The sequence below is a fragment of the Streptomyces sp. BoleA5 genome (genome assembly GCF_000373665.1).
Lineage (GTDB): Bacteria > Actinomycetota > Actinomycetes > Streptomycetales > Streptomycetaceae > Actinacidiphila.
This window is the reverse complement of record NZ_KB892101.1, coordinates 52134-75210: the sequence shown is the minus strand read 5'-3', so window position 1 is coordinate 75210 and position 23077 is coordinate 52134. Positions and strand designations below refer to the sequence as shown.

Sequence of the window (23077 nt, the reverse complement as noted above, 5' to 3'; positions counted from 1 at the left end):
AGAACGCCTCCCGTGACGGATATCACGGGAGGCGTTGACGGCGGATTGTGACGGCAGTCACCTCTAACGGCGCCGTTTGAGCAGTCGGTCCATGTGGCTCATCGCCTCCCGACGGCTGTCGTCACTGACGTGCGTGTAGACGTTCATCGTGACCGCGATCTGCGAGTGGCCCAGGATCTCCATGACGGTGCGCGGTGCGATGCCGGCCGCGAAGAGCAGGGACGCACAACCGTGCCGAGTGTCATGGAGCCGGACCTGCGGGAGCTCTGCGGAGGACGCGATCCGCAGGAAGGACCGATAGAGGTTGCGCGGCTCGATGGGAAGGCCGCTTCGCGTCGTGAACACGAGGTCGCTGTCGTGCCACTTCCCGCCGGCGCTTGCCCGCTGCGCGGACTGCCGTAGGCGCTGCCACCGGAGCGGGGCGACGCACATCAGGGGAATGGGGATGGCCCGTGTCCGGCGGTTCTTCGTCGTGTCCAGGTACAGCTCCTTGCCGCCGCGGTGCAGCGTGGTCCGCACCGTCAGGGTGCGCCGTTCAAGGTCGACGTCCCTCCATTGCAGGCCCAGGATCTCCCCGCGGCGCAGGCCGAGAGCCACAGCCAGGACGAACGCGGGGTAGAGGCCATCGCCCCGTGCGGACTCCAGGAACGTCAGGGTTTCGTCCAAGGTCCAGGGATTGAGCGCGCGCGGTTCGACCTGCGGGGCGGGGACCAGTTGCACAACGTTGCGGCTGATCAGCTCCTCGCGGCACGCGGCCGTGAGCGCCGTACGCAGGACGCGGTGAGCCTCCCTCGCCGTGGCTGCTGACGTCTGAGCCGTTACCTCCGACACCATGCGCCGTACATTCGCCGTGTTGAGCGACTCCAGACGGCGGCTGCCCAAGAGCGGCACGAGGTAGAGCCGTACGTGCATCTCGTACTTCACGTACGTGGTGCGCTTGCGGTGGGGCCGGATGTACTCCTCCAGCCAATACGGCAGCCACTCGGAGAGCTTCGCGGATCGGGAGGGCGTCGGGATGCCCTGGCGGTCGCGTCGCACGAGTTCCTGGCGCTTCTCGTCGCACTCTTCCCAGGTGGAGCCGTAGACGGTCTTGCGCTTGCGGGTGCCATCCGGCTGCGGGACGTAGACGCGGGCCTCGTAGCGGCCGTCCTTGCGTTGCCAGATGCTCCCAGCGCCGTTGGGGTTCCTCTTACGGGATGCCATCAGGCTGCGTTCTCCTCGATCTGTTCCTGGATGAAGGCGCGCAGGCTGTCGGGGGACACGCGGCGCGCACGTCCGACGGTGAAGCTCGCCAACTGGCGGGAGCGGATGAGGTCGTAGACCTTGCTGCGGCTGAGGCGCAGGGCGGTCATGACCTCGGGGACGGTGAGGGCTTCGGGTGCGGGTGCTGCGGGCATGGCGGTGCGCACGTCGAACCTCCGGGATGCTGTGGGGCTCCTGGCCCCCTTCTGTAAAGTCCGCTACGCCGCTACATCGCAGGTCAGCGGGTGGGTTTTTGTAGCGGAGGGGTGATGGGGACTGAGGCCGGGGCGACCGCGAATCTTTGGCGAGACGTGGCGGTCGCCTCGGGCGTCGTTAGGCCGCGTCCAGGGCGGGTTGCTGCCAGGCGGGCATGCGGGCCAGGACGCGGGTGCGCCAGTTCAGGGCGTATGGCAGGCAGTTGGCGCAGTTCTTGTGGGTGTGGCCGGCCATGGGCGGGCGGTGGCGGGCGTGGGTGGACCAGGCCAGCGAATCCGCGGACGCGAGCAGGTGGCCGACCTTCTCCAGCCCGAGGGTTTTGAAGCCGAACCCGTGCAGACGCAGCCCGTACCCGGCGAGGGTGGTCACGATGGCCGCAGCCTCGCGGGTAGCTTGCCGGGGTCAGACCGAACCGAGCCCGACGGTCGGTTCTCGGGTGAGGTCGACGCCAGCGCGCTCGTAGAGAGCGACACAGCGTTCGTAGTCCGGGAGCTCCCAAGCCTGAAGTACCGGGATGATCGGGAGGTCAGGGGCGAGAGAGCGTAGTTCCAGGTAGTTGGCGACGGTGCGCCGCTGGTGTTCGCCGGCCGGCAGGCGAACTTGCCATGCCGCAGAAACTGCTGCCGATTCAGTCCGCGGACGCCAGTCCGACCGCGCGCATTGAGATGCCGCGCCAGAAAGGCTGATGCGTGAGCAGCGAAGTGGCTCCCCGGATGATACGGGGAGCCACTGAGTTTGCGATTTGGTTCTGGCTCAGGTTCTGTGATGCCGCCACTCTCCGTCACGCTCATAGGGCGCGCTTTCGGAGGAGTTGGAAGCCTGCGCGGCCGAACATCTGGCGCTTGTCGTGCCGCCACGCTGACTGACGGCTGGGCAGGATCGTCTCCCGGCGTGCCGAAGGCCCCGCCGGAGCGGGGCCTTCGCTGCGTGGTCAGGCGCGGCAACCGAGACGCAGGTCGAGGGCGCCCAGGAGCTTAGTTCACGTCTACGTAGTCACCAGAGGAGTTGCTGGCGCCGGTCGTGGTGTTGCCGCTGTAGCGCCAGCGCCATGTGCCGTCCTGGGAGGCGGTCACCGTGGTCTTCAGGTAGCCGGTACTACTGGCGGTGACCTCCTTGACCGTGGTGTAGGTGCTGGAACCGGCGGGCTTGAACTGCAGCTTTACCAGTCGGCCGCCGTAGTTGTCGTAGCGGTGCAGAGTCCAATTGGCGCGCTGCACGGTGCCGGTGACAGTGATCGGCTTGCCCTTGGTGACGGGCTCCGGGGAGGCGTTCATGTTCTGGATGCGCGAGGCACGCTGGAGGCGGACCGTCGCGGACAGCAGGTCGGTGTCGTAACCGCCGGCCTTCTTGATGGCCGTGCCGACGGCCTTCCAGTCGGTGGCGTCACCGTTGACGAGCTTGTTGCCATTGCCGCCCGGCATGTTGTCGGGGTCGATGGTCATCGTCTCGTCGCAGTCGTGGAAGGTGTAGCCGCCCGCGGAGGATTGGCTGCAGCTCCACCGGGTGGTGATATTCGCGAGCTTGTACTCGTTCGTCCCGTAAGTGCCCCGGTACGCTTCAACCCACCAGCTGTCGAGCGTCACGTTGCTCTTCACCGTGTACGTCAACGGGGCCTCGACCTCGGCGCTGATGCCGACGACTATGGGCTTGCCGTTGTTGAACACGACGTTCGAGAACGAGATGTCACTGTCGGCCGCGTGCGCGGTCGGCGCCGTGAGCCCTACGCCCACCAGCGCCATGCCCCCAGCCACCGCCGCGGCGGCCGCGCGCCGCGCAGCCGAGGGTCTGTGCCGCTGCGGAGCAGCAGCCGATATTGAAGTGATCAATCTCCACCCCTTAGTCGAGTGTCTGCGCGGCGGATCAACTGACCGCCGCGGGAACTCTAGATCATCGGGGCGGCACCTGGCGCCACTACGCAGCCGGCGACCACGCACGGTGCCGAGCGCCCTTACCGCTGAGAAATACGCGACTCTCGATTACGCCAGGTCGTCAGTTTCAGCCCCGGGGCGGCCCTTCCTCGATGGCTGCGGGAAGCGACGGCCACACTCGGCCCGGGAGGAAGGCCCAGTGCTGTCGGAACTCGGTTTCTGGCTCACATTTGACCGTCCCGTGCATGCGGCGAACGTCTGAACGGAGCAGGCTCGAATCGTCCTTCGGTGCTGCCGTGCAGGTCAGACCTGTTCCTGGGTGCACTTGCACTTCGAGACTTGCCTCCGTCCCCATGGTTCTGCGGACTGCCCTGTCGATGGCTAGCTACGGCTACGACGGCAGTAGGTGACGGCAACGGGGCCGCATATGGGTGAACCACAGAGGTCTGTGGCGAATCCGAGTGGGTGCGCTGAGCGGGAGGCGTGGCATTGCTCGGGGGCCTCGGAATGAACGTGCGCACCGAGGCACCATCCAATAGGCGCTCGGGGTGGCTCGCTCAACGACCGGTGAACGAGCTGTCCATGTCAAATTCCCTCTTGCCCATCCTGGCCAAAAACCGGCAAGGCGGAGAAGTCGCTCCTACAATCGAACTTCCGTTACAGAGAGGGTGAGCGGTCCATCGGCTGCGAGGCTCCCCCCGCCATCCGACTAGGGGGAGATCTTCACCGCTGCGGTCACGCTCACTTGAAGAGGAAAGCAGCGGAATCTTGAGTGGTCTGAGAATGCTCAAGACTGCAAACAGACGCAACAGTGTTCAAACGCCTTGGAAGCGAGGAAGCTCCCCCACGCCCGGAAAGGGTGGGGGAGCGGCCAGCCTCAGCCGTCGATCGACAGGTTGCCGTGCGCCGGTATGGCGCCTGGGCCTGTGCGGCTTTGTGGCTAGAAGTTCTTTTCGCCCGTGCAGACCGTGTACAGCCACAGTATCCACTGGCCGTACTCGTACTTGGTTCCCCAGTACTCGCCACAGACATTGGCCGAGTTGATGCGGGAGTTCCAATTGGCCGCATACGACTGCCCAGGGCCAAATTCGATGATCTTCGTAGATCCGTCAGCCAAGTGTGCGTACATGTCGAGGGTCGAGTACTTGGCGCCAGACTGAAGATACAGCCAAGCCCAACTGAGGCCAGTACCAGGACAGTTGTCGACCCTTGCCTGACCGACTCCGCCGTCCAGGTTGGCGTACTGAGTACAGCCCTGCGTGCTAGGCGCTGATTCTGCCAGCGCCGGAGAGGCGGCGCCCACGGTCAGCGCCGCCACCGAAAGTGCCACGGCCGCACCTGCCCCGAACAGCTTGCTGCCCCGCCCCTTGGCCTGATCCTTGGTAACCGAAAGATTCATTTGCGCTCCCCTGAACGAATGTACGCGCCTATCTAGCTACGCAGCCGCTCCACGGCAGCCATGTGATGCTGGCGGGATCCGGGGTCACCGACCCCCCTGACTTGCGTTATGGACGTCAGATACATCTACTTGACTCGTCAAGTAGATGGGTGGCTGTGCAGCCTGCAACCAGGCGACCCCTGTCGCCCTCAACGGCATGGGCCGAGCGAAGGAGCAGCCGTACGCCCCGTCCGTATGAGAAGGCGCACAATCTACGCTGCGTTCGCCAAACCGCCGTGCGTCGGCGACGGGGAACCGCCCATGCCTGTGCGTGGACGTCGCGCTACAGCGGCCCAGTGCTGTTACGACGGCAGAAGGTGACGGCAACACGGCGGTACACGCAGGGACCGTGACGGTGGCCGGCGGAGTGTCTCCGCCTGTTGCAGAGCCGTACTAGCTGCTCCCACAGGCCAGGAGACGAACTTGTGAAGCGAAGGTCGTCGGTTCGAACCCGACAGGCGGCTCCAGTTGGCAGCAGCGACAACGCCCCGGACCATGATCGGTCCGGGGCGTTCGGCGTCCACAGGTGACGTCAACCGGGGCGGTCACTCGCGGTCGGAGCGGCGCCGGAGCAGGCGGTCCCTGTGGCTGATGGCCTCACGCCGTGTGTCCGATATCACGTGCGTGCGGACGTCCGTCGTGCCGATCGGGCGGGGCGCGAGGTCATGGCGGGGTCGGCGATCGGGGCCCCGCGTTCCTCACGGCTGTCGGGAAGGGCCTCGCTGCCGATGGTGGCCGCCACGCAGACGTAGGCGTTCGCGGCTGGGCCCCCTGCGGGGCAAGGTGGCGAGGGGCCGGCTCGGGGCGCGTCGGCGCAGACGTTCGCCATCCCGCGCAGGCGGATACCGTCAGCCGCACGCGGGGCATGGAACACGGCGTGCTTCCACCTGACGGGGAGAACGCCGGCCGCAACGGACGCGTCGTATCAGGGGTGGGCATGGAGAACTGGGAATTCCGCGAGTGGCAGGCGGCCTTGGGCGCCCTCGACCCGCGGGCGGCCGCGTTGGTCGGCCTTGCGGCGGCCGAGCGCATATCGGGGTGCCTGGACGACGAGCGCTTCCTTCGCCACGGTCCCCGGGCGGCCGAAGCGGCGCGGGAACTGCTCCGGGAATGCTGGTCCGTCGCCGGGTTCCCGGACGGGGACGGGGACGGGGACGGATCCGCGTCCACCCGGATACGGGACGTCGCCGACGAGTTGGCCGGGCACGTCGCGGCCTGCCAGAACCTCTCGATGACCGAGGTGTTCCGCTCGTACGTGCCGCTCGCCGGCGACGAGGACGAGGGTCCCGTCGAAGAGGTACCCGATCTGGAGGAGTTCCTGGAGGAGGCGGAGCCCGAGGGCGCGGTGATGATGCACTTTGACGCGCTCGCGGCCATGGAGGAGGCGGCCGCGGCCTGCGCCGGCGGCCCCTGGGACGGAGCCCTCCGTTGCCTCCAGGTCACCGCCATGGCCGCGGATCGGCACGATCCCCGGCTGCCGGGGCCGGTTGCCGAGGTGCGACGTCAGAGGGAGGACCTCCTGTCGGTCCGGGAGGCGGACGGAGCGCAGTTGCGGCACGTGGCGGCGCGGCTCCGTACACGTGCCCAGGCGGACGCGGCGGGATGGCGGCGGGCCACCGAGCGACTCGGCCTTCTGCACGACTGACCGGGCGGCCTCGCCGCTTCTGTTCGTCGGACGCGGCATCGCCCTGACGGCCGGGACGTCATGTGCGGTCCTCCGTGCGCGTACGCGCCGCCGCTCACGGGGCGCCCAGCAGGCGGGAGAGTTCCGTCCCGGCCCCTTCGTACCCCGCGTCGGCGATGCGCTGCAGTGCGCGCAGGTCGCCCGCCGCGGACGCGCGGCGGGTCAGCAGGAAACCGGCGTGCAGGCAGCCCTCGTCCAGCAGTTCGCCCAGTTCCTCGGTGTCCCCGGCGGCCTCGGCGAGGTCGGCCAGCCGGTCGAGGGCGGTCTCGTTCCCGGCGTCCGCCAGTTCGCGCAGGGTCTCGCGGTCGAAGTTCGTGTTCACCATGGCGTCAGGGTGCGGCCCTGCCCCTGGGGCAGGGTCAAGTGCAACGATTGCCGGGTGATCACCATCGGCCAGCTCGCCGGGTACGTCGGAGTGTCGGTCAAGACCGTCCGGGTCTACCACGCCAAGGGACTGCTGCCCGAGCCCGATCGCGACGTCTCCGGATACCGGCGGTACGGCGCGGACGACGTCGTCGCGCTCATCAGGATCCGTACGCTCGCCGAAGCCGGCGTCCCGCTGGCCCGGATCCGCGGACTGATGACGGCGGGCGAGGAGGAGCTGCGCCGGGCGCTGCTCGACATCGACGACCGGCTGACCGACCGGATCCGCGGGCTGCAGGCCACGCAGGCGCGTCTGCGCGAACTCGCCTCCGGCGAGCCGACACTGCTGCCCGCCGGGGTCCGTGCCCACCTGGAGGCCCTGGAGCGGTGGGGCTTCACCGCGCGGTCGGTCGAGCTCCAGCGGGATCTGTGGATCCTGGTCTTCGCCACCCACCCGGACCGGGCGGCCGAGCTCTTCCGGGACCAGAGCGAGATGCTGTCCGATCCCGCGCTGCGGCAGCTCTTCCTGCGGTACGACCACGCGTACGGCCTCGATCCCGGCGACCCCCGCGTCGAGGAACTGGCCCGGCGGATCGTCGAGGCGACCCTGAGCCGCTACGGCGCGGACACGCCCCCCGAGGCGGACGCGGCCTCCGGGATCCCCGCGCTCGTCCAGGGCCGGATCAACGCCGCCTCCCCGGCCTGGCGGCGGCTGGACTCGCTGATCCGGGCAGGGCTGCGCGCGGCGTCGTGAGTCGCCGCGGACCTGCCGTGGGTAGCGGCGGCGGGGCGCCGGCTCCCGCGTACGCGGGAGCGGTCCCCCCGGAATTGAACGCGTTCAAAATTGCTGTCAGGATGGCGTGCGCAGCGGATGCCGCCTCGGTGTGCCGCTGATTCGTGGTGCCACGAGGGGGACGGCTGTGGATCCCGACGCGCCCTGGCGCAGTCTCGGGTTTGTCGGGCTGCGGCTCGGCGATCTGGTCGTGCGCTACGCCGCGACCTACGCGCTCACCTGGGTGGTGGTGGACCTCCACCTGCCCGGGGAGGGGGAATCGCTCTGGGCACCCTGCGTCCCCCTGATCGCGATCCCGTCACTCCTGATCAGCGCCTACTACGCCCTCCTCAACCCGCGGACGAGCCTGGCGTTCCGGCTTCCGCTCGCCGGTCTCCTGCTTCTGCCCACCTGGTTCCTGCTCTTCCAGAACTTCGAGGAGCTGCTGGTCATCCCCGTGCTGGGCCAACTCGCCTTCGCCCTGTGCGTGATGCGGGTCCCGCTGCTGGGACCGGCACGGCGGTGGCGGGGGGAACGCGTACGGCCGCCCCGCGAGAGGGGTGCCCGCCCGGGCGGGCACCCCCGCGGGGTCAGCGGACGGTGACCTGGGCCGCGCCCGTCACACCGCCGCTGGTCACCGTGACGGTCGCGGTGCCGGGGCGGTGGGCGGTCAGGGCGCCGGTGGACGGGTCCACCGAGGCGACCTTGGGGTCGCTCGACGTCCAGACGTGGGACGCGGGGTCCGCGATCGGGATCGTGAGCGGTGCGATGTTGTCACCGGCGATCTGGTCGCCGGTCGCGGTCAGGTCGACGCGGTCGCCCCGGGCGATCGGGTCCTTGGGGCCCGTGACCCTGATCGAGGCGAGCGCGGGCTCGACGGTGTACTGCAGGTCGCCGTCGTCACCGATCCGGACGAGACCGAAGTGGTAGATGCCGCCCTGGTCGGCCGGGGCGTAGGCGGGCATGCCGAGGTCCGCGAAGGTGAACTGCGGGATGCCGCCCTGCCCGGTGCCGACGCTCTCGCCCTCGGGGTTGAGGATCTGCTCCGCGAAACCGCGCGCGTGGCCGTACATCATGATGACGTGCTGCTTCGGGTGCGTCTCCTGGTAGCGCTGCACCAGCCGGAGGTACATCCGCGCCTCCCAGCGGTCCGTGAACTGGCTGTTCGCGGCCGGGTGGGGGTCGTAGGCCGGCATGTGCGTGATGACCAGCACGTCCTTGGCGGTGGTGTCCGTCAACTGCCGGACCAGCCAGGGGTACTGAACGCCCTCGGGGTTCTGGAACGGGTCCGAGGACTGCAGGCTGCCGTGCGAGTTGTCGGTGACGATCATCCGCGCCGCGCCCTGGCTGTACGCGTAGTGAGTCTCGCCGAACGTGTCGCTGTAGTTGCCGTTCTCGGCGTCGGCGCCCTGGGTGATCTCGTGGTTGCCGACGATGTCGCGCCCGGGGACGCCGAGGGCGTCGATCTTGGACTTCGCGTACCGCAGGTCCGCCGGCTTCCCGTCGTCCGGCATGTCGCCGAGGAACTGGGCGGAGTCCGGGCGTGCCTGCGGGGACAGGGTGGGCAGCCGCCCGGCGATGGAGTCCATCACGTTGCTGCTGACCGAACCCGGGTCGCTCGCGAGCAGGTGCGCGTCGTCACCGGTGAGGATCGTGGTGCCCCGCCTGGCGAAGTCGGCGGAGTCCTCCTCGAAGGACAGCCACTTGGGGTTGTCGGGGATCGCGTGGTACTCGGGCACCGTGACCGGACGCGGCGAGTAGAGGGCCTGCAGGCCCGCGACGTTGAGCGAACCGCTGTAGGCGGTGCTGGGGCTGATCGCCAGGAAGTCGATGAAGCTGATGGTCAGCGGGAACTGCATGCCCGCCGGCAGCTGCGCGACCGCCAGGTGCCAGTCCTTCCACGTCACGAACGTCGGGTACAGCGTGGTCGACGAGCCGTTGACGCCGATGTACTTCTCGGCGAGCTCGATGCCGTTGCCGTCACCCTTGATCCACACGCCGATGCCGGTGGGCACCTGGCCGTTGTCGGTGTCGGTCTTCAGGGTCGTGCGCGGCGAGAGCACCAGCTGCTTGACGCCGGAGCCGGCCGGCATCGAGTAGTCCAGGCGCAGCGAGCCGGACTCGGTGGAGCCGGGCGGGACGACGCCGGGGTCGGCGGCGAGGGTGGCCGGCTCGCCGGTGGTGTTGTTGCTGAGCCGCCACACGTCCGGGCTGGTCATCGGGTCGATGACCTTGCTGACGCTGCCGACGGCGATCGAGGTGGTCGTGGTGGTGCCGGCGACCTGGGCACTGACCTCGGCGAGACCGCCGACGCCGCCGCTCGCGGTGAACAGCCCGTGCGCGTCGACGGTGCCCAGGTTCTCCGGGGTGACCTTCCAGGTGGCCGCCTCGGCGGGGATCCGCACCTCGCCGCCGTCCTTGACGGTGCCGGAGAGGGTCAGCTGCTGGGTGGCGCCGTTGTCCAGGTCGGCCTTGTCCGGGGAGACCGCCAGGCTCGCCAGCCTGCTGACGACCTCGAGCTTCTCCGAGGTGACGGCGCGACCGTTCCGGGCGATGATCCGGCCCGAACCCGTACGGTGCGGCGTGAGCCTGCCGTCCTCGTACGAGGCCAGCGACGAGGGCTCGACACGCACGTCGACCTGGCCGGCCGCCGGGTTCGCGAGCCGGTCGACGGAGTGCACCGCGAGCGGGACGGAGCCGCCGGCGACGGTGGTGACCTGCTCGCCGTCGTTGACCACGACCTCGACGGCCGCGCCGGCCTCCTTGGCGGTGGAGTAGAAGAAGATGCCGTTGGCGACCGGACGCTCGGTGTTGCCGGGCTGGTCGGACGGTGTGTTGACGATCTCGGCCCGGTCGGCGCCGGGAGCGCGGCTGACCATGCCGGTGGAGCCGCCGCCGTCGAAGAGCATGGCGTTGTAGGCGCCGTGGGCGACCATGTAGCCCGCGGCCTGGTCGCGGGTCACGCCGAAGGCCCTGGCGGCGCCGCCCTGGCCGTCGACGGCCACGACGATGGCGTGCCTGCCGTCCTTGGTGACGCCGACCGCGGTCTCCGGGTTGGCGCCGCTCGGCGGGGTGCCGGTCGGGTCCTTGTAGACCGCGCCGTCCTTCACCAGGGTGTCGACGCCGCTGATCAGCTGCGTGACATCGTTGTCGGGCGACAAGCGGGTGGCGATGCCCACCCTGTCGCCGCCGTGCAGGGTGTCGGTCAGCCACTGCCCGCCGTCGCCGGCGCCGAGCAGACCCAACCGGCCCGTGGAGAGCCGCGGCACGGTGGTGACGCCGGTCCGCACCTCCTCGACGACGAATCCGCCGTCGGTGACGTGGCCGAGCACCAGAGTGGCGGCCTTGGGCAGGCCAGGGGTGTCGCCGAGGTCGGGGGTGACCTCGGTGATGCCGCCGGCGGTCAGGTCGTTCACCGTGTTCACCGAGGTGAGCGCACGGGTCGCGGAGCCGTCGGTGATCGTGCCGGAGAAGGTCTGCGGACCCATCACGATGGTGCCGTCCGGCTTGACGCCCAGTTGGGAGGCGAAGCCCGGCTTGGGGCTCTTCAGCAGGCGCCCGTCGGTCATGATGCCGCCGAGCGGGCGTCCGCTGGCGTGGATCTCGAAGTAGTCGCCGTTGACGCCGGCCACGGCGCCGGTCCGGTGCGCCATCGACGACGGCGTCTCGTCCGCCGGGTTGGTGACGGTGTCACCGGCCTGGACCATGCCGATCCGCAGGTTCGGGTCGTCGAGGTCGGCGCTGAGCACCTGGATGTGCTGGCGGCCGCCGACGGTGTCGTACGTCTCGCTGAAGTGCTGCAGACCGCGGGTGACGGTCTCGGCGGGCGTACGGGTGTGGTCCACCACGAGCGGCCAGTTCTGAGGCGTCTGCGGCAGCCAGTCGCGGTCGGGCGTGTGGCCCTGGAGGGTCTCCTCGCCCGCCGGGGCCGAGGCGGTGGCCACGGCCCCGCCCACGGCGCCGGTCAGCGCGAGTGCCAGCGCGGTGACCACGGCGGTCCGGCGCGCGCTGGTCCCCACGGTTCTCGTCCCGCGAAGTGTCATTGCGTGTTCCTTACGGGTGATGTGCCGGCTGGTCGCCGGCCCGTGTCCACCCGACACCCGTTCGGCGAAGCGGAGATGGCCGGTTGCGGATCCGCAGGTGTCCCGGAGGGGGTGCGCGGTTATGGGTTCGGTCAAGTCGCCCCCGCGGGCGGGCCCGCGCCCGGCCCGTGGCTCCCACGGGCCGGGCACGGGCGCTCGTCACCAGGGGGTGGGACCCGGGGGAGCGACGACCGGGGGACGGTCGTCGCAGGTGATGGTGTTGGGCAGCTGCCACGCGCCCAGCCAGGGGCCCGTGGTGCCGCCGCCGTCGTTGCCGCCGAGGTCGGTCACGGAGAACTCGGAGCCGGTGGCGGGGAAGTTGAAGGACCCGCAGTTGTTGACGCCGACCGCGCCCACGTTGCGGGCGTCGACGTTCTCGAAGGACGCCGAGCCGGCGACCCGGGCGCTGACGACCGAGGTACCGGTGCCGTCCACCCGGATGTCCTTGAAGTGCACGTTCCTGATCGAGTAGGTGTCCTTCACCGGCCAGTCGGCGACCAGCATGATCGCGTTGTAGGTGCTGTCGAGGAAGTGGTCGCCGGTCACGCGGATGTCGGCGTCGATGTTCCTCTCCAGGGCGTAGAACCAGATCGCGCCGAGGCCGATGTTCCAGTTCAGCTCGTACGTGCCGGCCCGCACCGTGGTGTTGCCGGTGATCCACAGGTGCCCGGTGAAGGGCTCGGCGCCGAAGCGGGAGCCCACCTGGAGGGCGCTGCCCTCGCGGACGGGGTCGGCGATCAGGTTGCCGGAGACGGTGTTGTCGGTACCGCCGTAGACCGCGATGCCGTTGGCGAGCACGGGTGACTGCACGGTGTTGCGGTCGAAGGTGTTGCGGGCGTTGCCCGTCTTCTCCGACCACATCGCCAGCCCGTCGTCGCCGGAGTTGCGGACGAGGTTGTTGCGGACGACCGAGTCCGTGACGCCGGTGTGGAAGTTGAGGCCGTCGGCGATCTGGTCGGTGATGACGTTGTCCGTGATCCGCAGGTTCGACATCGGGCCGTCGAACCACATGCCCACCTTGGTGTGGTGGATGTACAGGCCGTCGATGGTGGAGTCGCTCATCGCCCCGCCGACGCCGTTCACCTGGTCGGTGTCGATGCGTTCGCGGACGTCGCCCTCGATCGCGAAGCCCGACAGGTGGACGTCGCGGCTGCCGCCGGCCGACGCGTCCTTGCCGTAGAAGCCGACGCCGGTGTGGAGGGAGTTGTCGGGGGCGGGGGAGTCGAGCGCGACCTCCTTGCCCTTGAAGACCGTGTACCAGCTGCCGGCGCCCTCGATCGTGACGTCGTCCACGATGATGTGCCGGTTGACCTGGTAGGTGCCCGGCGGGACGTAGACCTTCAGGTGCGCGCGGCGGGCGAAGGCGATCGCCTTGTCGAGGGCGCCCGCGGAGTCCCGGCGTCCGGTCGGGTCGGCGCCGAAGGCGAGGACGTTGGCGGCGAGCAGCGAGACGCGGGGCGGCGCGACGAGCTGGGAGTCGAGGAGGTCCACGGTCGCCGGCACGGCCCCGGCGCGCGTGGGGACGGTCAGCCGGACGCGGTCGCCCGCCTTGTACGTCCGTCCCAGCAGGAGGCGCTGCTCGTCGTAGAAGTGGTTCGGCCGGAAGGGCTTGGAGATCACCGGGGCCGGGGTGGTCGCGCTGGGCACGCAGCCGCACTCGGTGATCCACCAGTCGTCGTGGAGCAGTCCGGCCCGAGGGTCGTCGGAGAACGGGTACTGGTTGTAGAGCCAGGAGTACTGCGAGGTCAGGGTCATCGTCGTACGGGCGCGGCCGTTCACCGTTACGTCGAGCGGCGCGGTGATGCCGCCACCGCCGGGCGCGTCCGGGACGCTGTACCGCACGGTGATCGCGTTGGCGGCGCTCGGCAGCGTGAACTCCACGTGCCGGCCCGGCCGCAGGGTGACCGCCCTGCGGCCCGACGCCTCCGCGGGGAGCGTGTACGCGGTCCGGTCCGGGCCGATGATTTCCCCGTCCGTGACGGCGTTCTCGGCCTCCTGCTCCACGAACCCGAGGTCGGCGCCGCGGCCTTCGACCAGTGCCGGTTCAAGTGCCGCCCGCGTCACGACCGGACGGACCGCGCCTTTCGCCGACGCGGTGCCGGCCTGGGCCGTCGCGCCGACCGGGCCGATGCCGGCGCCGATGCCGGCCGCCACCGCGACGACCGCCACGGCTCTTCGCCACGCACTCCTGCTGCTCCGTGTCATCCCCAGCTCTTCTCTCGTAAGGCGCGACCGCCCGGGACGTTCGAGGCGGAGCGGACGTCGTGAGGTGAGGCGACAGTAAGGAGCCGTCAGGCCGGTTCACAAGGCTTCTGCGCGATGTTTTCGGCATGATGATGCACAGGTGCGGCTGACTGTTCGTGTTTTGCGTTTCTTGCGTTACTCATTGCGTAGGCGGGTGAGTGTGAGCGCGCGGACGCGGGGTCGGGGGGCCGGCTCACCGGCTGCGCCACGGCTGGGGCAGGGGAGTCCACTGCGGTCCGCGGTGGCGCAGCCACCACTCGCCGATGGTCCGGAACTTCTCCTCGAAGGCCGCGTCCTGGTACAGCCCGCCGGTGGCGGGCGCCCGCAGACGGGTGAGCCGGCCGCCCGCCTCGCAGATCACCACCCGCCGCACTCCCATGGTCGACTCGACCCAGATGCCCTGGACGTCCGCCCAGCGGATCGTCCTGCGCCGGGGGTTGTGCACCACCGCGGCCGCAGGGGTCAGCGTGACGCCGAACCGCGCGGACAGCAGCAGTGCCGCCGGCATCGCGAGCCACACCGCCGCCGCGAACGTGAAGTCCGGGCCCGCGGGGTGGGGAGAGCGCAGCGGCGCGGCGATCGTCAGGGAGGTGACGAGGAGGGCGCCGGGCAGCAGCGGCGCCAGTCTCTGGTACCAGGTCGGCCGGAAACGGACGCGCTCCATCGAACTCCCATCCCTCGCCCGCACAAGATCGCCGAGGCAGCCTGGCCGACCCGGGCGCCGCTGTCCACCCGGGCCGCGGGTCAGCGAACCGGCGCGGAGGCGGGCGGCGGGCCGGGCGCGTGGCGCAGGCCGTAGGCGATGAGCGGTTCGAGGACGGTGAGCAGTTCGGTGCCGCGGGCGGAGGGGCGGTAGAGGACCTGCACGGGCGTGCTGGGGACGACCTCGCGGCCGATGAGGCCGAGGCTCTCCATCTCCTTGAGGCGTTGCGAGAGCAGCCGGTCGGAGATGCCCGGCACCATCCGGCGGTAGTCGGTGAAGCGCCGGGCGCCGCGGCCGGCGGCCAGCAGGACGGCGCCGGTCCAGCGCCGGCCGACCTGTTCGAGGACGGCCTGGAAGGCGGTGCAGGCCTCGGCGTCGATTCCGGGGTCCGCGGTTTCATGGAAAGTCACTTACAAAATATTAGCCGCTTACCCTTGTCTTTGTCGAAGGCGGCGGCCCCCCGACGCTGAAGCCATGGACACCACCGACCGTGCGCAGCGGCTCCGCTTCGGGCTGAGCCTCGACCCGGACGCCGACCGCCTGCCGGAGACGCTGGAGCTGGCCGCCGCCGCGGACGCCGCGGGGCTGGACCTGCTCGCCCTGCAGGACCACCCGTACCAGCCCGGGCACCTCGACGCGCTGACGCTGTCCGCCCTCGTCGCGGCCCGCACCTCGCGCATCTCCGTCTTCACCGACGTCGCAGACCTGCGGTTGCGGCCCCCGGTCATGCTCGCCAAGGCCGCCGCGAGCCTGGCCGCGGCCTCCGGCGGGCGGTTCCGGCTCGGCGTGGGCGGCGGCGGGATACCGGAGGCGATCGGCTCGATGGGGGCGCCGCCGATGCCGCCGCGCGAGGTGGTGGTGTACACCGAGGAATCGCTGCGGATCATGCGGACCGCCCTGGACGGCGGCCCCGTGCGGCACCGCGGCGAGGTGCTCACCGTGCCCGGCTATCAGGCCGGCCCCGTGCCGCAGCGCCGGGTCGAGCTGTGGCTCGGCGGGCAGCGGCCGCGGATGCTGGCGGTCGCGGGCCGGGCGGCGGACGGCTGGATCTCGCCGCTGAACATCTACGTGCCGCCCCAGGAGGTGCCGGAGCGCCAGCGGATCGTCGACGAGGCCGCCCGCGGCGCCGGGCGCGATCCGGCGCGCGTCCGCCGCATCTACAACGTGATCGGCGTGATCGGCGGCTCCGGGGCCCCCGGCCTGAACGGGGACGTCGGCCGGTGGGCGGACACCCTCGCCGAATGGGCGACCGAACTGCGCTTCGACACCTTCGTCTTCTGGCCCGTCACCGCGCACCGGCGGCAGATGGAGGTCTTCGCCCGCGAGGTCGTGCCCGCCGTACGCGAGCGGGTGGCCCGGTGAACCCCGGCCACGGCGCCGCCCCGGCCGCCGCCTTCGCCGTGCCGGCCGCCCTCGCGGAGCGGACCGTGCTCCCCGGCGACCCCCGCTACCCGCTGCTGCGCTCCACCTACACCACCGTCGCCCGCCCCGCCGCCGTGGTCCTCGTCCGCGGGCCCGGTGACATCGCGGCCGCCCTCGCGGCGGCCCGGGCGCAGGGACTGCCCGTCTCCGTGCGCTCCGGCGGCCACGGGCTGTCCGGCCGGTCGTCCAACGACGGGGGTGTCGTCGTCGACCTCTCCGGGCTCGACGAGGTACGGGTCCTGGACCGGGGGACCCGCCTCGTGCGGATCGGCGCGGGCGCCCGCTGGGGCCGGGTTGCCGCCGCCCTCGCGCCCCACCGGCTGGCCGTCAGCTCGGGCGACCACGGCAACGTCGCGGCCGGCGGCCTGGCCACCGCGGGCGGCATCGGCTGGCTCGCCCGCACGTACGGCCTCACCGTCGACCGGGTGCGCGCCGCCGAACTCGTCCTGGCCGACGGGACCGCGCTGCGCGCCGACGCCGCGCACCACCCGGACCTGTTCTGGGCGGTACGCGGGGCGGGCGCGGGCGTGGGTGTCGTGACCGCCTTCGAGATCGAGGCGATGGAGCTGGGGGACATCGGCGTGGCCCAGCTGGTCTTCGAGGCCGACCCCGCGGGCGGCGCGCTGACGCAGTGGGCGTCCGCGATGGCCGCCGCGCCGCGGACGCTCACCTCGGCCGCCCACATCCTGTCCAACGGCCCGGCCCTCGCGCTCTCCGTCACCGTCGCCGCGGCCGACGACGACCCCGACCGCGTCCGCGAGGCCCTCGGCCCCCTGCTGTCCGGGCGGCACCGCCCGCTCCAGGCGACCGCGCAGCTGGCCGCGTACACCGCGCTGGTCTCCGGCGCCCACGAGCACGCGAACACCGGCCGGCAGCCCGTGGTGAGCACCAACTCGCTGCTGCCGGCGCTGACCCGGGACGCGGCGCGCGCCGTCATGGCGACCGCCGGCGACCGGCACCGGCCGGCCTTCGTCCAGTTGCGCTCGCTCGGGGGCGCGATCAACGACCTCCCGGCCGGCGCCACCGCCTACGCCCACCGCACCGCACGGGTCATGGCGCAGGGCAACCTCTTCCCGCCGCACGGGCACGACGACCTGAACCGCCTGTGGGCGCCGGTCCGCGAGCACGGCACCGGCAGTTACGTGAACTTCGAGAGCGGCACCGGGCCCGGCGTCTTCGACCGCGTCTACCCGGGCGCCACCGGCGCGCGGGTGCGCGAGCTCTGGCGGCGCCACGACCCGGACGGCGTCCTGCGCCCGCTCACCGTGGGCTGACCGCGCCCGGACCGGACCGCCGGCGCTCCGCGAACGGCCCGCGCGGCCCGAAGGCCAGCGCGGCGAAGCGCCGTCCCATCCGCCGGTAGCCCGCGGCGTTGGGGTGCAGGTCGTCCGGCAGGTCGGCGACGTCGCCCGGGCCGAAGAGCCGGCGGCCGTCCAGGTAGTGCAGGTTCCGGTCGCCGGAGGCGGCCCGGGCCGCGACGATCCGGGCCAGTTCCGCCCGGATGACGGTGAGCGTGAGCGCGCCGCCGCGGACGTCCGCGGGAGAGCCCATGGCCACCACCCGCGGGACGGCGGCCGACAGGTCGGGCGCGGTCGGGCCGGGGGTGGTCTCCACGACCGGGCAGCTGATGGGAGAGACGACCAGCAGCGGGACGTCCGGGTGCCCGTCGCGGACGGTGTCGAGGAAGCCGTGCACCGCCGGGCCGAAGGAGCGCAGCCGGAAGGCGTCCCGGTTCACGATGTTGATGCCCAGCTTGAGGCTGATCAGGTCGGCCGGCAGGTCCCGGATGGTCCGGGCGACGTACGGGTCGAGCATCGCGTTGCCGCCGAGCCCCAGGTTGAGCAGCTCGGCCCCGGCCAGGGCCGCGGCGAGCGCGGGCCAGGTGGCGGTCGGGGACTCCGCCGCGGCGCAGTGGCTGATGGAGCTGCCGTGGTGGATCCAGCGCCGCCGGCCGGTCGGGCGCGGCGGCAGCACCTCGGCGTCCGCCCACAGCCCGACCAGCTCGGTGCGGGTCTGCTGCGGCAGCCACAGCTCGACGTCCTTCTCTCCGCCGGGCAGGCCGTCGAACCGGACCCGCCCCGGCACCCCGGCCTCGCGCCGGGAGGGCTCGGCGAAGAGGTCCGGCTTGTGGAGCACGTCCCCGGGCGGCGCGGGGGCGCTGCCGGCGCGCCTGCCGTCGACGACCAGGTCGACGACCCCGGCGGGCAGCGGCTCCGAGGTCCCCGCCAGCTGCCAGACCGAGGTCAGCAGCTCCAGCTCGACCACCCGGGCGGCGGTGCGGAACGCCAGCCGTACGCCGGAGGGCAGGGCGGTCGTCTCGTCCATGAAGACGTCCGGGTACTGCGACCGCGTCCACGCCGGAAGACGCCGCGGCAGCAGCCCGGCGCGCGTCCGCTCCAGGTCGAGCGCGCCGCGGATCTCCACCGGTCCTCCGGTCAGCGGGACCGCGCGCAGGGAGTGCGTCGCTGTTGTCACGTTTCCTCCCTGCCCGGGACCGGCCACGGCCACACGGCGGCGCCCGGGGATCCGGCAACCGGTGCCGCGGCCCCTACGGCACGAGGACGACCTTGCCCATCGTGCCGCGGCCCTCCAGCGCCGTGTGCGCGGCGGCGGCCTCGGCGAGCGGGAAGCGCTGCACCACGGGGGTGAGCCGGCCGGACGTCCACGCGGCGAGGGCCTCCTCCTCCAGCGTCCGCAGGCCGATCCGCAGCATGGGCGGACCGAGGACCACCGAAGAGGTGATGCCGCGCGCGGCCAGTTCCCCGGGCGTGAACCGCAGCGGCCCGCCGGACGCCCAGCCGTACACGACGTACCGCCCGCCGGGGCCCAGCAGGTCCACCGCGCCGCGTCCGAGGCCGCCGCCGACGGCGTCGAGGACGACCGTGCCCGGCCGCCCGGCCAGGGCCTTTTCGGCCGTGTCCGTCCAGCCCTCGGCGGAGTAGTCGACGGCGGCGTCCGCGCCCAGCTCCAGGACGCGAGCGGTCTTGGCGGGCCCGCCGGCGAGCCCGAGGACGACCGCGCCCGCGGCGTGCGCCGCCTGCACCAGCAGGCTGCCGAGACCGCCCGCCGCCGCGGTGACCACGACCGTGTCGGCGGGGCCGAGGGGCGTCTGGCGCAGGATGCCCATGGCCGTGCGGCCGGTTCCGATCATGGCGACGGCTTCGGCGGCGTCGCGGCCGTCCGGCAGTACGTGGAGCTTCTCGACGGCGGTGACCGCGAGTTCGGCGTATCCGCCCGGCACCGTGCCGAGATGGGCGACGACGGGCCGGCCGAGCCACTCCGGGCCGACGCCCTCCCCGGTGGCCTCCACGGTGCCGGCCACCTCGCGGCCGGGGACCGTGGGCAGTTCGGGCAGCGGGTAGGGGCCCTTGGGGTCGCCGGAGCGGATGGCCGTGTCGATCACATGGACACCCGCGGCGGCGACAGCGATGCGCACCTCGCCGGGGCCGGGTTCCGGATCCCCGGTCTTCTCGTGGCGCAGGTTGCCTGCCGGGCCGAACGCGTGGAGACGGATGGCGTGCACGGTGCTTCCCCCTGGACATGACGCAGTGGGCGGTCGGATGATCCGCACCGCCCACTGTTCAACCTCGAGCGAGGTCGAGGTCAAGCCCGTCGAGCAGGTCAAACGTCGAGCAGGTCAAGCGAGGAGCTTCGCCTTCGCCTTGGTGTACTCGTCCTCGGTGATGTGGCCCTGGCTCTTGAGCTCGGCGAGCTTGGACAGCTGGTCGACGTTGCCGCCCGCCGCTCCGCCCTCGCCCGCGGCGGCCTCCCGCACGTACTGCTTGAAGGCCGCGTCCATTTCCTTCGCCTGCTTCTGGTCGCGCTCCGCCATGCCCCTGCCCCTGGCGATGACGTAGATCAGCACGCCGATGAACGGCAGGAAGATCAGCACGATGATCCAGCCGGCCTTGGCCCAGCCGCCGACGGTGTGGTCGCGGAAGAGGTCCCCGATGATCCTGAAGAGCAGGAAGAACCACAGCACCCAGCAGAAGATCAGGAGCATCGTCCAGAAGAGGTTCAGCAGAGGGTAGTCGTCCATGCCCCAAGTGGACGACGGCCGAACGGGTCCCGCACCCGGGATTGCGCCGTTCGGGCTACAGCCGGGGGAAACGCGCCGTCAGTTCCCAGATCACCGGGTTCGTGTCGAGGCCGTCGTGCATGTCGGCGAGGTCGGCGACCAGGTCGTGCAGGAAGTCGCGGGCCTCGCGGCGCAGCTCGGCGTGGGCGAGGGAGAGCGGCCGGTCGTCCGGCGCCCAGTCGGCGCTGACGTCGACGAATCCGAAGCGGCGCCGGAAGCGCAGCCGGTCGGCGGACTCGGTGAAGTCCAGCTCGGCGTACTGGGGGCGGGCCGCACGGCTGCCGAGCGGGTCGCGGTCCAGCTGCTCGACGATGTCGCAGAGCGCCCACGCGAAGTCGAGGACGGGCACCCATCCCCAGGCTGTGGACAGTTCGCGGTCGGCCGTCACGTCCGCCACGTAGACGTCCCCGCAGAACAGGTCGTGGCGCAGCGCCCGTACGTCGGCGGTGCGGTAGTCGGTCTGCGGGGGGTCGGGAAAGCGGCGGGAGAGCGAGTAGCCGAGGTCGATCACCCGCCGATGGTACGTGGCGGCCCCGGCGGCAGGTTCTTGTGGAGGACGGAGCAGGGGCGGCCCGTCCGCCGGTCCTCACGGTGGTCGATCACGCGGTGGCCGAGCGACCGCCAGAACGCCGGCGCGCCCGGGTTGCTGTCGAGGACCGCCAGGCGCACCCCCGCCCTCGCGCGCGCAGCCGTTCCTCGACCAGTCCGGCGATCTCGCGGCCCAGGCCCGAGCGGTGCCGGCTCCCGTGCACCATCAGCAGGCCGATCCAGGGGAACGGGTCGGCGGGGTCCGGGTGCTCGGCGAGGCCCACGAGGCTCCCGTCCGCGTCGTCGCGGGCGGGCAGCACCTCCGCGGCGGGGTGCGAGAGTTCGGCGGCGACGCTGCTCGCGACCTGCTCCGGGGTGACGGATCCGGGGGCGGGGAAGTCCCCGGTGGCGCGGTGGAAGCCGGGGTTGGAGGCGTACACCTCCGTCACACCGGCACGAGGGGTTCGAGCACCAGCATGCCCCGCACGCTCGTCGCGTGCGGGGCATGAGGCGCCTCATCGAGTGAGGCTCTCGGCAACCGGCCGGTGTCAGAGGCCGACACCGAAGTCGGTGGCGATGCCGGCGAGGCCGGAGGCGTAGCCCTGGCCGACCGCGCGGAACTTCCACTCGGCGCCGTTGCGGTAGAGCTCGCCGAAGACCATGGCGGTCTCGGTGGCGGCGTCCTCGCTGAGGTCGTAGCGGGCGATCTCGGCGCCGCCGGCCTGGTTGACGATGCGGATGTAGGCGTTGCGCACCTGGCCGAAGTTCTGGCTGCGGGTCTCGGCGTCGTAGATCGAGACGGGGAAGACGATCCGCTCGACGTCGCCGGGCAGCCCCGCCAGGTTGACGTTGATGGCCTCGTCGTCGCCCGCGCCCTCGCCGGTGCGGTTGTCGCCGGTGTGGACGATGCTCTGGTCCGGCGTCTGCTTGTTGTTGAAGAAGACGAAGTAAGGGTCCGCGTAGACCTTGCCGCTCGGGTTGAGCGCGATGGCGCTCGCGTCGAGGTCGAAGTCGGTGCCGGTGGTCGTGCGCACGTCCCAGCCCAGGCCCACCGTGATGGCCGTCAGGCCCGGTGCTTCCTTGGTGAGCGAGACGTTGCCGCCCTTCGACAGGCTTACAGCCATGGGAGTCCCCTCCGTGATGTCGGTCATTCGTGCCGACGTCGACGCTACCTTCACAGGGGGGAACGTCGTGAGAGGCCGGCTTGGTTCCTTTACGGCGAAAACCGCCTCCGGGGCCATGTCCCGGAAAATCCTGTGACTCCGGCGGCCGTCGGCGGGATCATGGGAGGCATGTCAGGGCCGCCTCCACTCGTCGTCCGCGGCTCGGTCTCCGTACCGGAGGCCGAGCTGATGTGGCGTTTCTCCCGTTCGTCCGGACCGGGCGGCCAGCATGTGAACACCTCGGACAGCCAGGTCGAGCTGCGATTCGATCTCGCCAATTCCGATTCGCTGCCCACGGTGTGGAAGCAGCGCGCCCTGGAGCGGCTCGCCTCCCGCCTGGTGGGCGGCGTCCTGGTGGTACGGGCCTCCGAGCACCGCTCGCAGTGGCGCAACCGCGAGGCGGCGATGACCCGGCTGGCGGCGCTGCTCGCCGAGGCGACCGCGCCGCCGCCCAAGGCGCGCAGGCCCACGAAGATCCCGCGCGGCATCAACGAGCGGCGGCTGAAGGAGAAGAAGCGCCGCGGCGACACCAAGCGCGGCCGCGACCCGCGGGGCTGGTCCTGAGCCCGAGAGGTGTCCTTGCCGCGGGTTCCCGCGCCGCGCCTCAGCCGAGGTGCCGGTAGCGACCCCGGAAGTACATCAGCGGCGCGCCGTCCGCGCTGGGGGTGCGCGCGGTCAGCACGCGGGCGATCACCAGGGTGTGGTCCCCCGCCGGGACGCGCTGCTCGGTCTCGCACTCGAGCACGGCCAGGCCGCCGCCGAGGATCGGGGCGCCCGAGGCCTCGCCGCGGTAGTAGGCCACGTCCTCGAAGAGCAGCCGGTCGCTGATGCGGCCGCGCATCGCGAAGCGCCCGGCGATGTGCCGCTGGCTCTCGCTGAGCACGGACACCGCCCAGCGCCCCTGGCGCTCCAGCAGCTCGTCCATCCGGGATCCCTCGCGCAGGCTCACCATCACCAGGGGCGGCTCCAGGGAGACCGAGACGAAGGCGGTCGCGGTCATGCCGACGTCCTCCCCCCGCGGGCCGTCCTCGGGGTCGTGGGCGGTCACCAGGACCACCCCCGCGGCGAGGCGGCTCATGACGGCGCGGAAGGCGTCGCTGTCCACGCCGGACAGGGGTGGCTCGGAACCGTCGGGCACGGTCCCAGGATGCGGGATGCGGGGCGCGGAGGTGGTTGACTGTGACACGCCCCGACGCTAGCCGGACTGCCGCACCACCCGCATCGGACTTCGGATCGAGCCGGGTCCTAGGACCTCCGGCCGTACCCGCCTCCGG

General features: G+C 71.5%; 22 protein-coding genes and 1 pseudogene. 6 read left to right on the top strand and 17 right to left on the bottom strand.

From position 1 onward, the window contains the following. Positions 1 to 63 precede the first annotated feature (63 nt). The 5 genes and pseudogenes from B085_RS0116095 to B085_RS49320 form a co-directional block, all read right to left on the bottom strand. Positions 64 to 1203 (bottom strand): site-specific integrase, encoded by a 1140-nt coding sequence (locus tag B085_RS0116095; protein ID WP_018559591.1) that lies wholly within the window; start codon positions 1201 to 1203, stop codon positions 64 to 66. Next, positions 1203 to 1397 carry a helix-turn-helix domain-containing protein gene (locus tag B085_RS0116090; protein WP_199789213.1) on the bottom strand — a complete coding sequence of 65 codons (195 nt, stop codon included), beginning with the start codon at positions 1395 to 1397 and terminating at the stop codon, positions 1203 to 1205. The genes B085_RS0116095 and B085_RS0116090 overlap by 1 nt, the downstream gene beginning before the upstream one ends. 178 nt (positions 1398 to 1575) lie before the next feature. Continuing rightward, positions 1576 to 2052 (bottom strand): annotated as a pseudogene (locus tag B085_RS51920) (DUF7221 family queuine tRNA-ribosyltransferase-like protein). A 380-nt stretch (positions 2053 to 2432) separates the two neighbouring features. Further along, the gene (locus B085_RS0116080; protein ID WP_018559588.1) at positions 2433 to 3197 is read right to left on the bottom strand and encodes a hypothetical protein; all 765 of its coding nucleotides are present in this window, start codon (positions 3195 to 3197) and stop codon (positions 2433 to 2435) included. Between the two features lie 1069 nt (positions 3198 to 4266). Continuing rightward, positions 4267 to 4725, bottom strand: a complete 459-nt coding sequence (locus B085_RS49320; protein WP_158689750.1) for a hypothetical protein — start codon at positions 4723 to 4725, stop codon at positions 4267 to 4269. A gap of 976 nt (positions 4726 to 5701) precedes the next feature. Between B085_RS49320 and B085_RS0116075 the strand changes: the two genes are divergently transcribed. Then, positions 5702 to 6409 carry a hypothetical protein gene (locus B085_RS0116075; RefSeq protein ID WP_158689749.1) on the top strand — a complete coding sequence of 236 codons (708 nt, stop codon included), beginning with the start codon at positions 5702 to 5704 and terminating at the stop codon, positions 6407 to 6409. Between the two features lie 94 nt (positions 6410 to 6503). On the opposite strand, the gene B085_RS0116070 is transcribed toward B085_RS0116075, so the two are convergent. After that, a complete protein-coding gene (locus B085_RS0116070) occupies positions 6504 to 6773 on the bottom strand; it encodes a hypothetical protein (protein WP_018559586.1) in 270 nt (89 codons plus the stop codon). A gap of 54 nt (positions 6774 to 6827) precedes the next feature. On the opposite strand from B085_RS0116070, the gene B085_RS0116065 reads away from it, so the two are divergent. Together B085_RS0116065 and B085_RS0116060 are read left to right on the top strand one after the other, a co-directional pair. Then, positions 6828 to 7565, top strand: a complete 738-nt coding sequence (locus B085_RS0116065) for a MerR family transcriptional regulator (protein ID WP_018559585.1) — start codon at positions 6828 to 6830, stop codon at positions 7563 to 7565. 166 nt (positions 7566 to 7731) lie between these two features. Continuing rightward, on the top strand, positions 7732 to 8187 hold the full coding sequence (locus tag B085_RS0116060; RefSeq protein WP_018559584.1) for a hypothetical protein: 456 nt from the start codon (positions 7732 to 7734) through the stop codon (positions 8185 to 8187). Here the strand turns inward: B085_RS0116060 and B085_RS0116055 are convergent. From B085_RS0116055 to B085_RS0116040, 4 genes are all read right to left on the bottom strand, one after another. Continuing rightward, the gene (locus tag B085_RS0116055) at positions 8174 to 11626 is read right to left on the bottom strand and encodes a phosphodiester glycosidase family protein (RefSeq protein WP_078619911.1); all 3453 of its coding nucleotides are present in this window, start codon (positions 11624 to 11626) and stop codon (positions 8174 to 8176) included. The two genes, B085_RS0116060 and B085_RS0116055, sit on opposite strands and share 14 nt — an antisense overlap. Positions 11627 to 11824: 198 nt before the next feature. Further along, on the bottom strand, positions 11825 to 13870 hold the full coding sequence (locus tag B085_RS0116050; protein ID WP_026251086.1) for a glycosyl hydrolase family 28-related protein: 2046 nt from the start codon (positions 13868 to 13870) through the stop codon (positions 11825 to 11827). A 232-nt stretch (positions 13871 to 14102) separates the two neighbouring features. Continuing rightward, positions 14103 to 14573 (bottom strand): hypothetical protein, encoded by a 471-nt coding sequence (locus B085_RS42630; protein WP_018559581.1) that lies wholly within the window; start codon positions 14571 to 14573, stop codon positions 14103 to 14105. An 80-nt stretch (positions 14574 to 14653) separates the two neighbouring features. After that, complete coding sequence (locus B085_RS0116040; protein WP_018559580.1) at positions 14654 to 15022, bottom strand: winged helix-turn-helix transcriptional regulator; 369 nt, start codon at positions 15020 to 15022, stop codon at positions 14654 to 14656. Between the two features lie 64 nt (positions 15023 to 15086). On the opposite strand from B085_RS0116040, the gene B085_RS0116035 reads away from it, so the two are divergent. Further along, positions 15087 to 15974 (top strand): LLM class flavin-dependent oxidoreductase, encoded by an 888-nt coding sequence (locus tag B085_RS0116035; RefSeq protein WP_018559579.1) that lies wholly within the window; start codon positions 15087 to 15089, stop codon positions 15972 to 15974. Continuing rightward, complete coding sequence (locus B085_RS42625) at positions 15971 to 17308, top strand: FAD-binding oxidoreductase (RefSeq protein WP_018559578.1); 1338 nt, start codon at positions 15971 to 15973, stop codon at positions 17306 to 17308. The genes B085_RS0116035 and B085_RS42625 overlap by 4 nt, the downstream gene beginning before the upstream one ends. On the opposite strand, the gene B085_RS42620 is transcribed toward B085_RS42625, so the two are convergent. The 6 genes from B085_RS42620 to B085_RS0116000 form a co-directional block, all read right to left on the bottom strand. Continuing rightward, the gene (locus B085_RS42620) at positions 17295 to 18509 is read right to left on the bottom strand and encodes a GDSL-type esterase/lipase family protein (protein ID WP_234018583.1); all 1215 of its coding nucleotides are present in this window, start codon (positions 18507 to 18509) and stop codon (positions 17295 to 17297) included. The genes B085_RS42625 and B085_RS42620 overlap by 14 nt on opposite strands. 73 nt (positions 18510 to 18582) lie before the next feature. After that, positions 18583 to 19557: a zinc-binding dehydrogenase gene (locus B085_RS0116020; protein ID WP_018559576.1), complete on the bottom strand. Its 975-nt coding sequence runs from the start codon at positions 19555 to 19557 to the stop codon at positions 18583 to 18585. Between the two features lie 114 nt (positions 19558 to 19671). Further along, complete coding sequence (locus tag B085_RS0116015; protein WP_018559575.1) at positions 19672 to 20073, bottom strand: SHOCT domain-containing protein; 402 nt, start codon at positions 20071 to 20073, stop codon at positions 19672 to 19674. A 55-nt stretch (positions 20074 to 20128) separates the two neighbouring features. Further along, a complete protein-coding gene (locus B085_RS0116010; protein WP_018559574.1) occupies positions 20129 to 20623 on the bottom strand; it encodes a hypothetical protein in 495 nt (164 codons plus the stop codon). An 88-nt stretch (positions 20624 to 20711) separates the two neighbouring features. Further along, a complete protein-coding gene (locus B085_RS42615) occupies positions 20712 to 21089 on the bottom strand; it encodes a GNAT family N-acetyltransferase (RefSeq protein ID WP_202470825.1) in 378 nt (125 codons plus the stop codon). A 99-nt stretch (positions 21090 to 21188) separates the two neighbouring features. Continuing rightward, positions 21189 to 21764 (bottom strand): TerD family protein, encoded by a 576-nt coding sequence (locus B085_RS0116000; protein WP_026251085.1) that lies wholly within the window; start codon positions 21762 to 21764, stop codon positions 21189 to 21191. A gap of 159 nt (positions 21765 to 21923) precedes the next feature. Here B085_RS0116000 and arfB point away from each other — a divergent pair, with 159 nt between their 5' ends. After that, complete coding sequence (arfB, locus tag B085_RS0115995; RefSeq protein WP_026251084.1) at positions 21924 to 22367, top strand: alternative ribosome rescue aminoacyl-tRNA hydrolase ArfB; 444 nt, start codon at positions 21924 to 21926, stop codon at positions 22365 to 22367. 40 nt (positions 22368 to 22407) lie between these two features. Here arfB and B085_RS0115990 read toward each other — a convergent pair whose 3' ends face one another. Then, complete coding sequence (locus B085_RS0115990; protein WP_018559571.1) at positions 22408 to 22908, bottom strand: flavin reductase family protein; 501 nt, start codon at positions 22906 to 22908, stop codon at positions 22408 to 22410. Between the last annotated feature and the right edge of the window lie 169 nt (positions 22909 to 23077).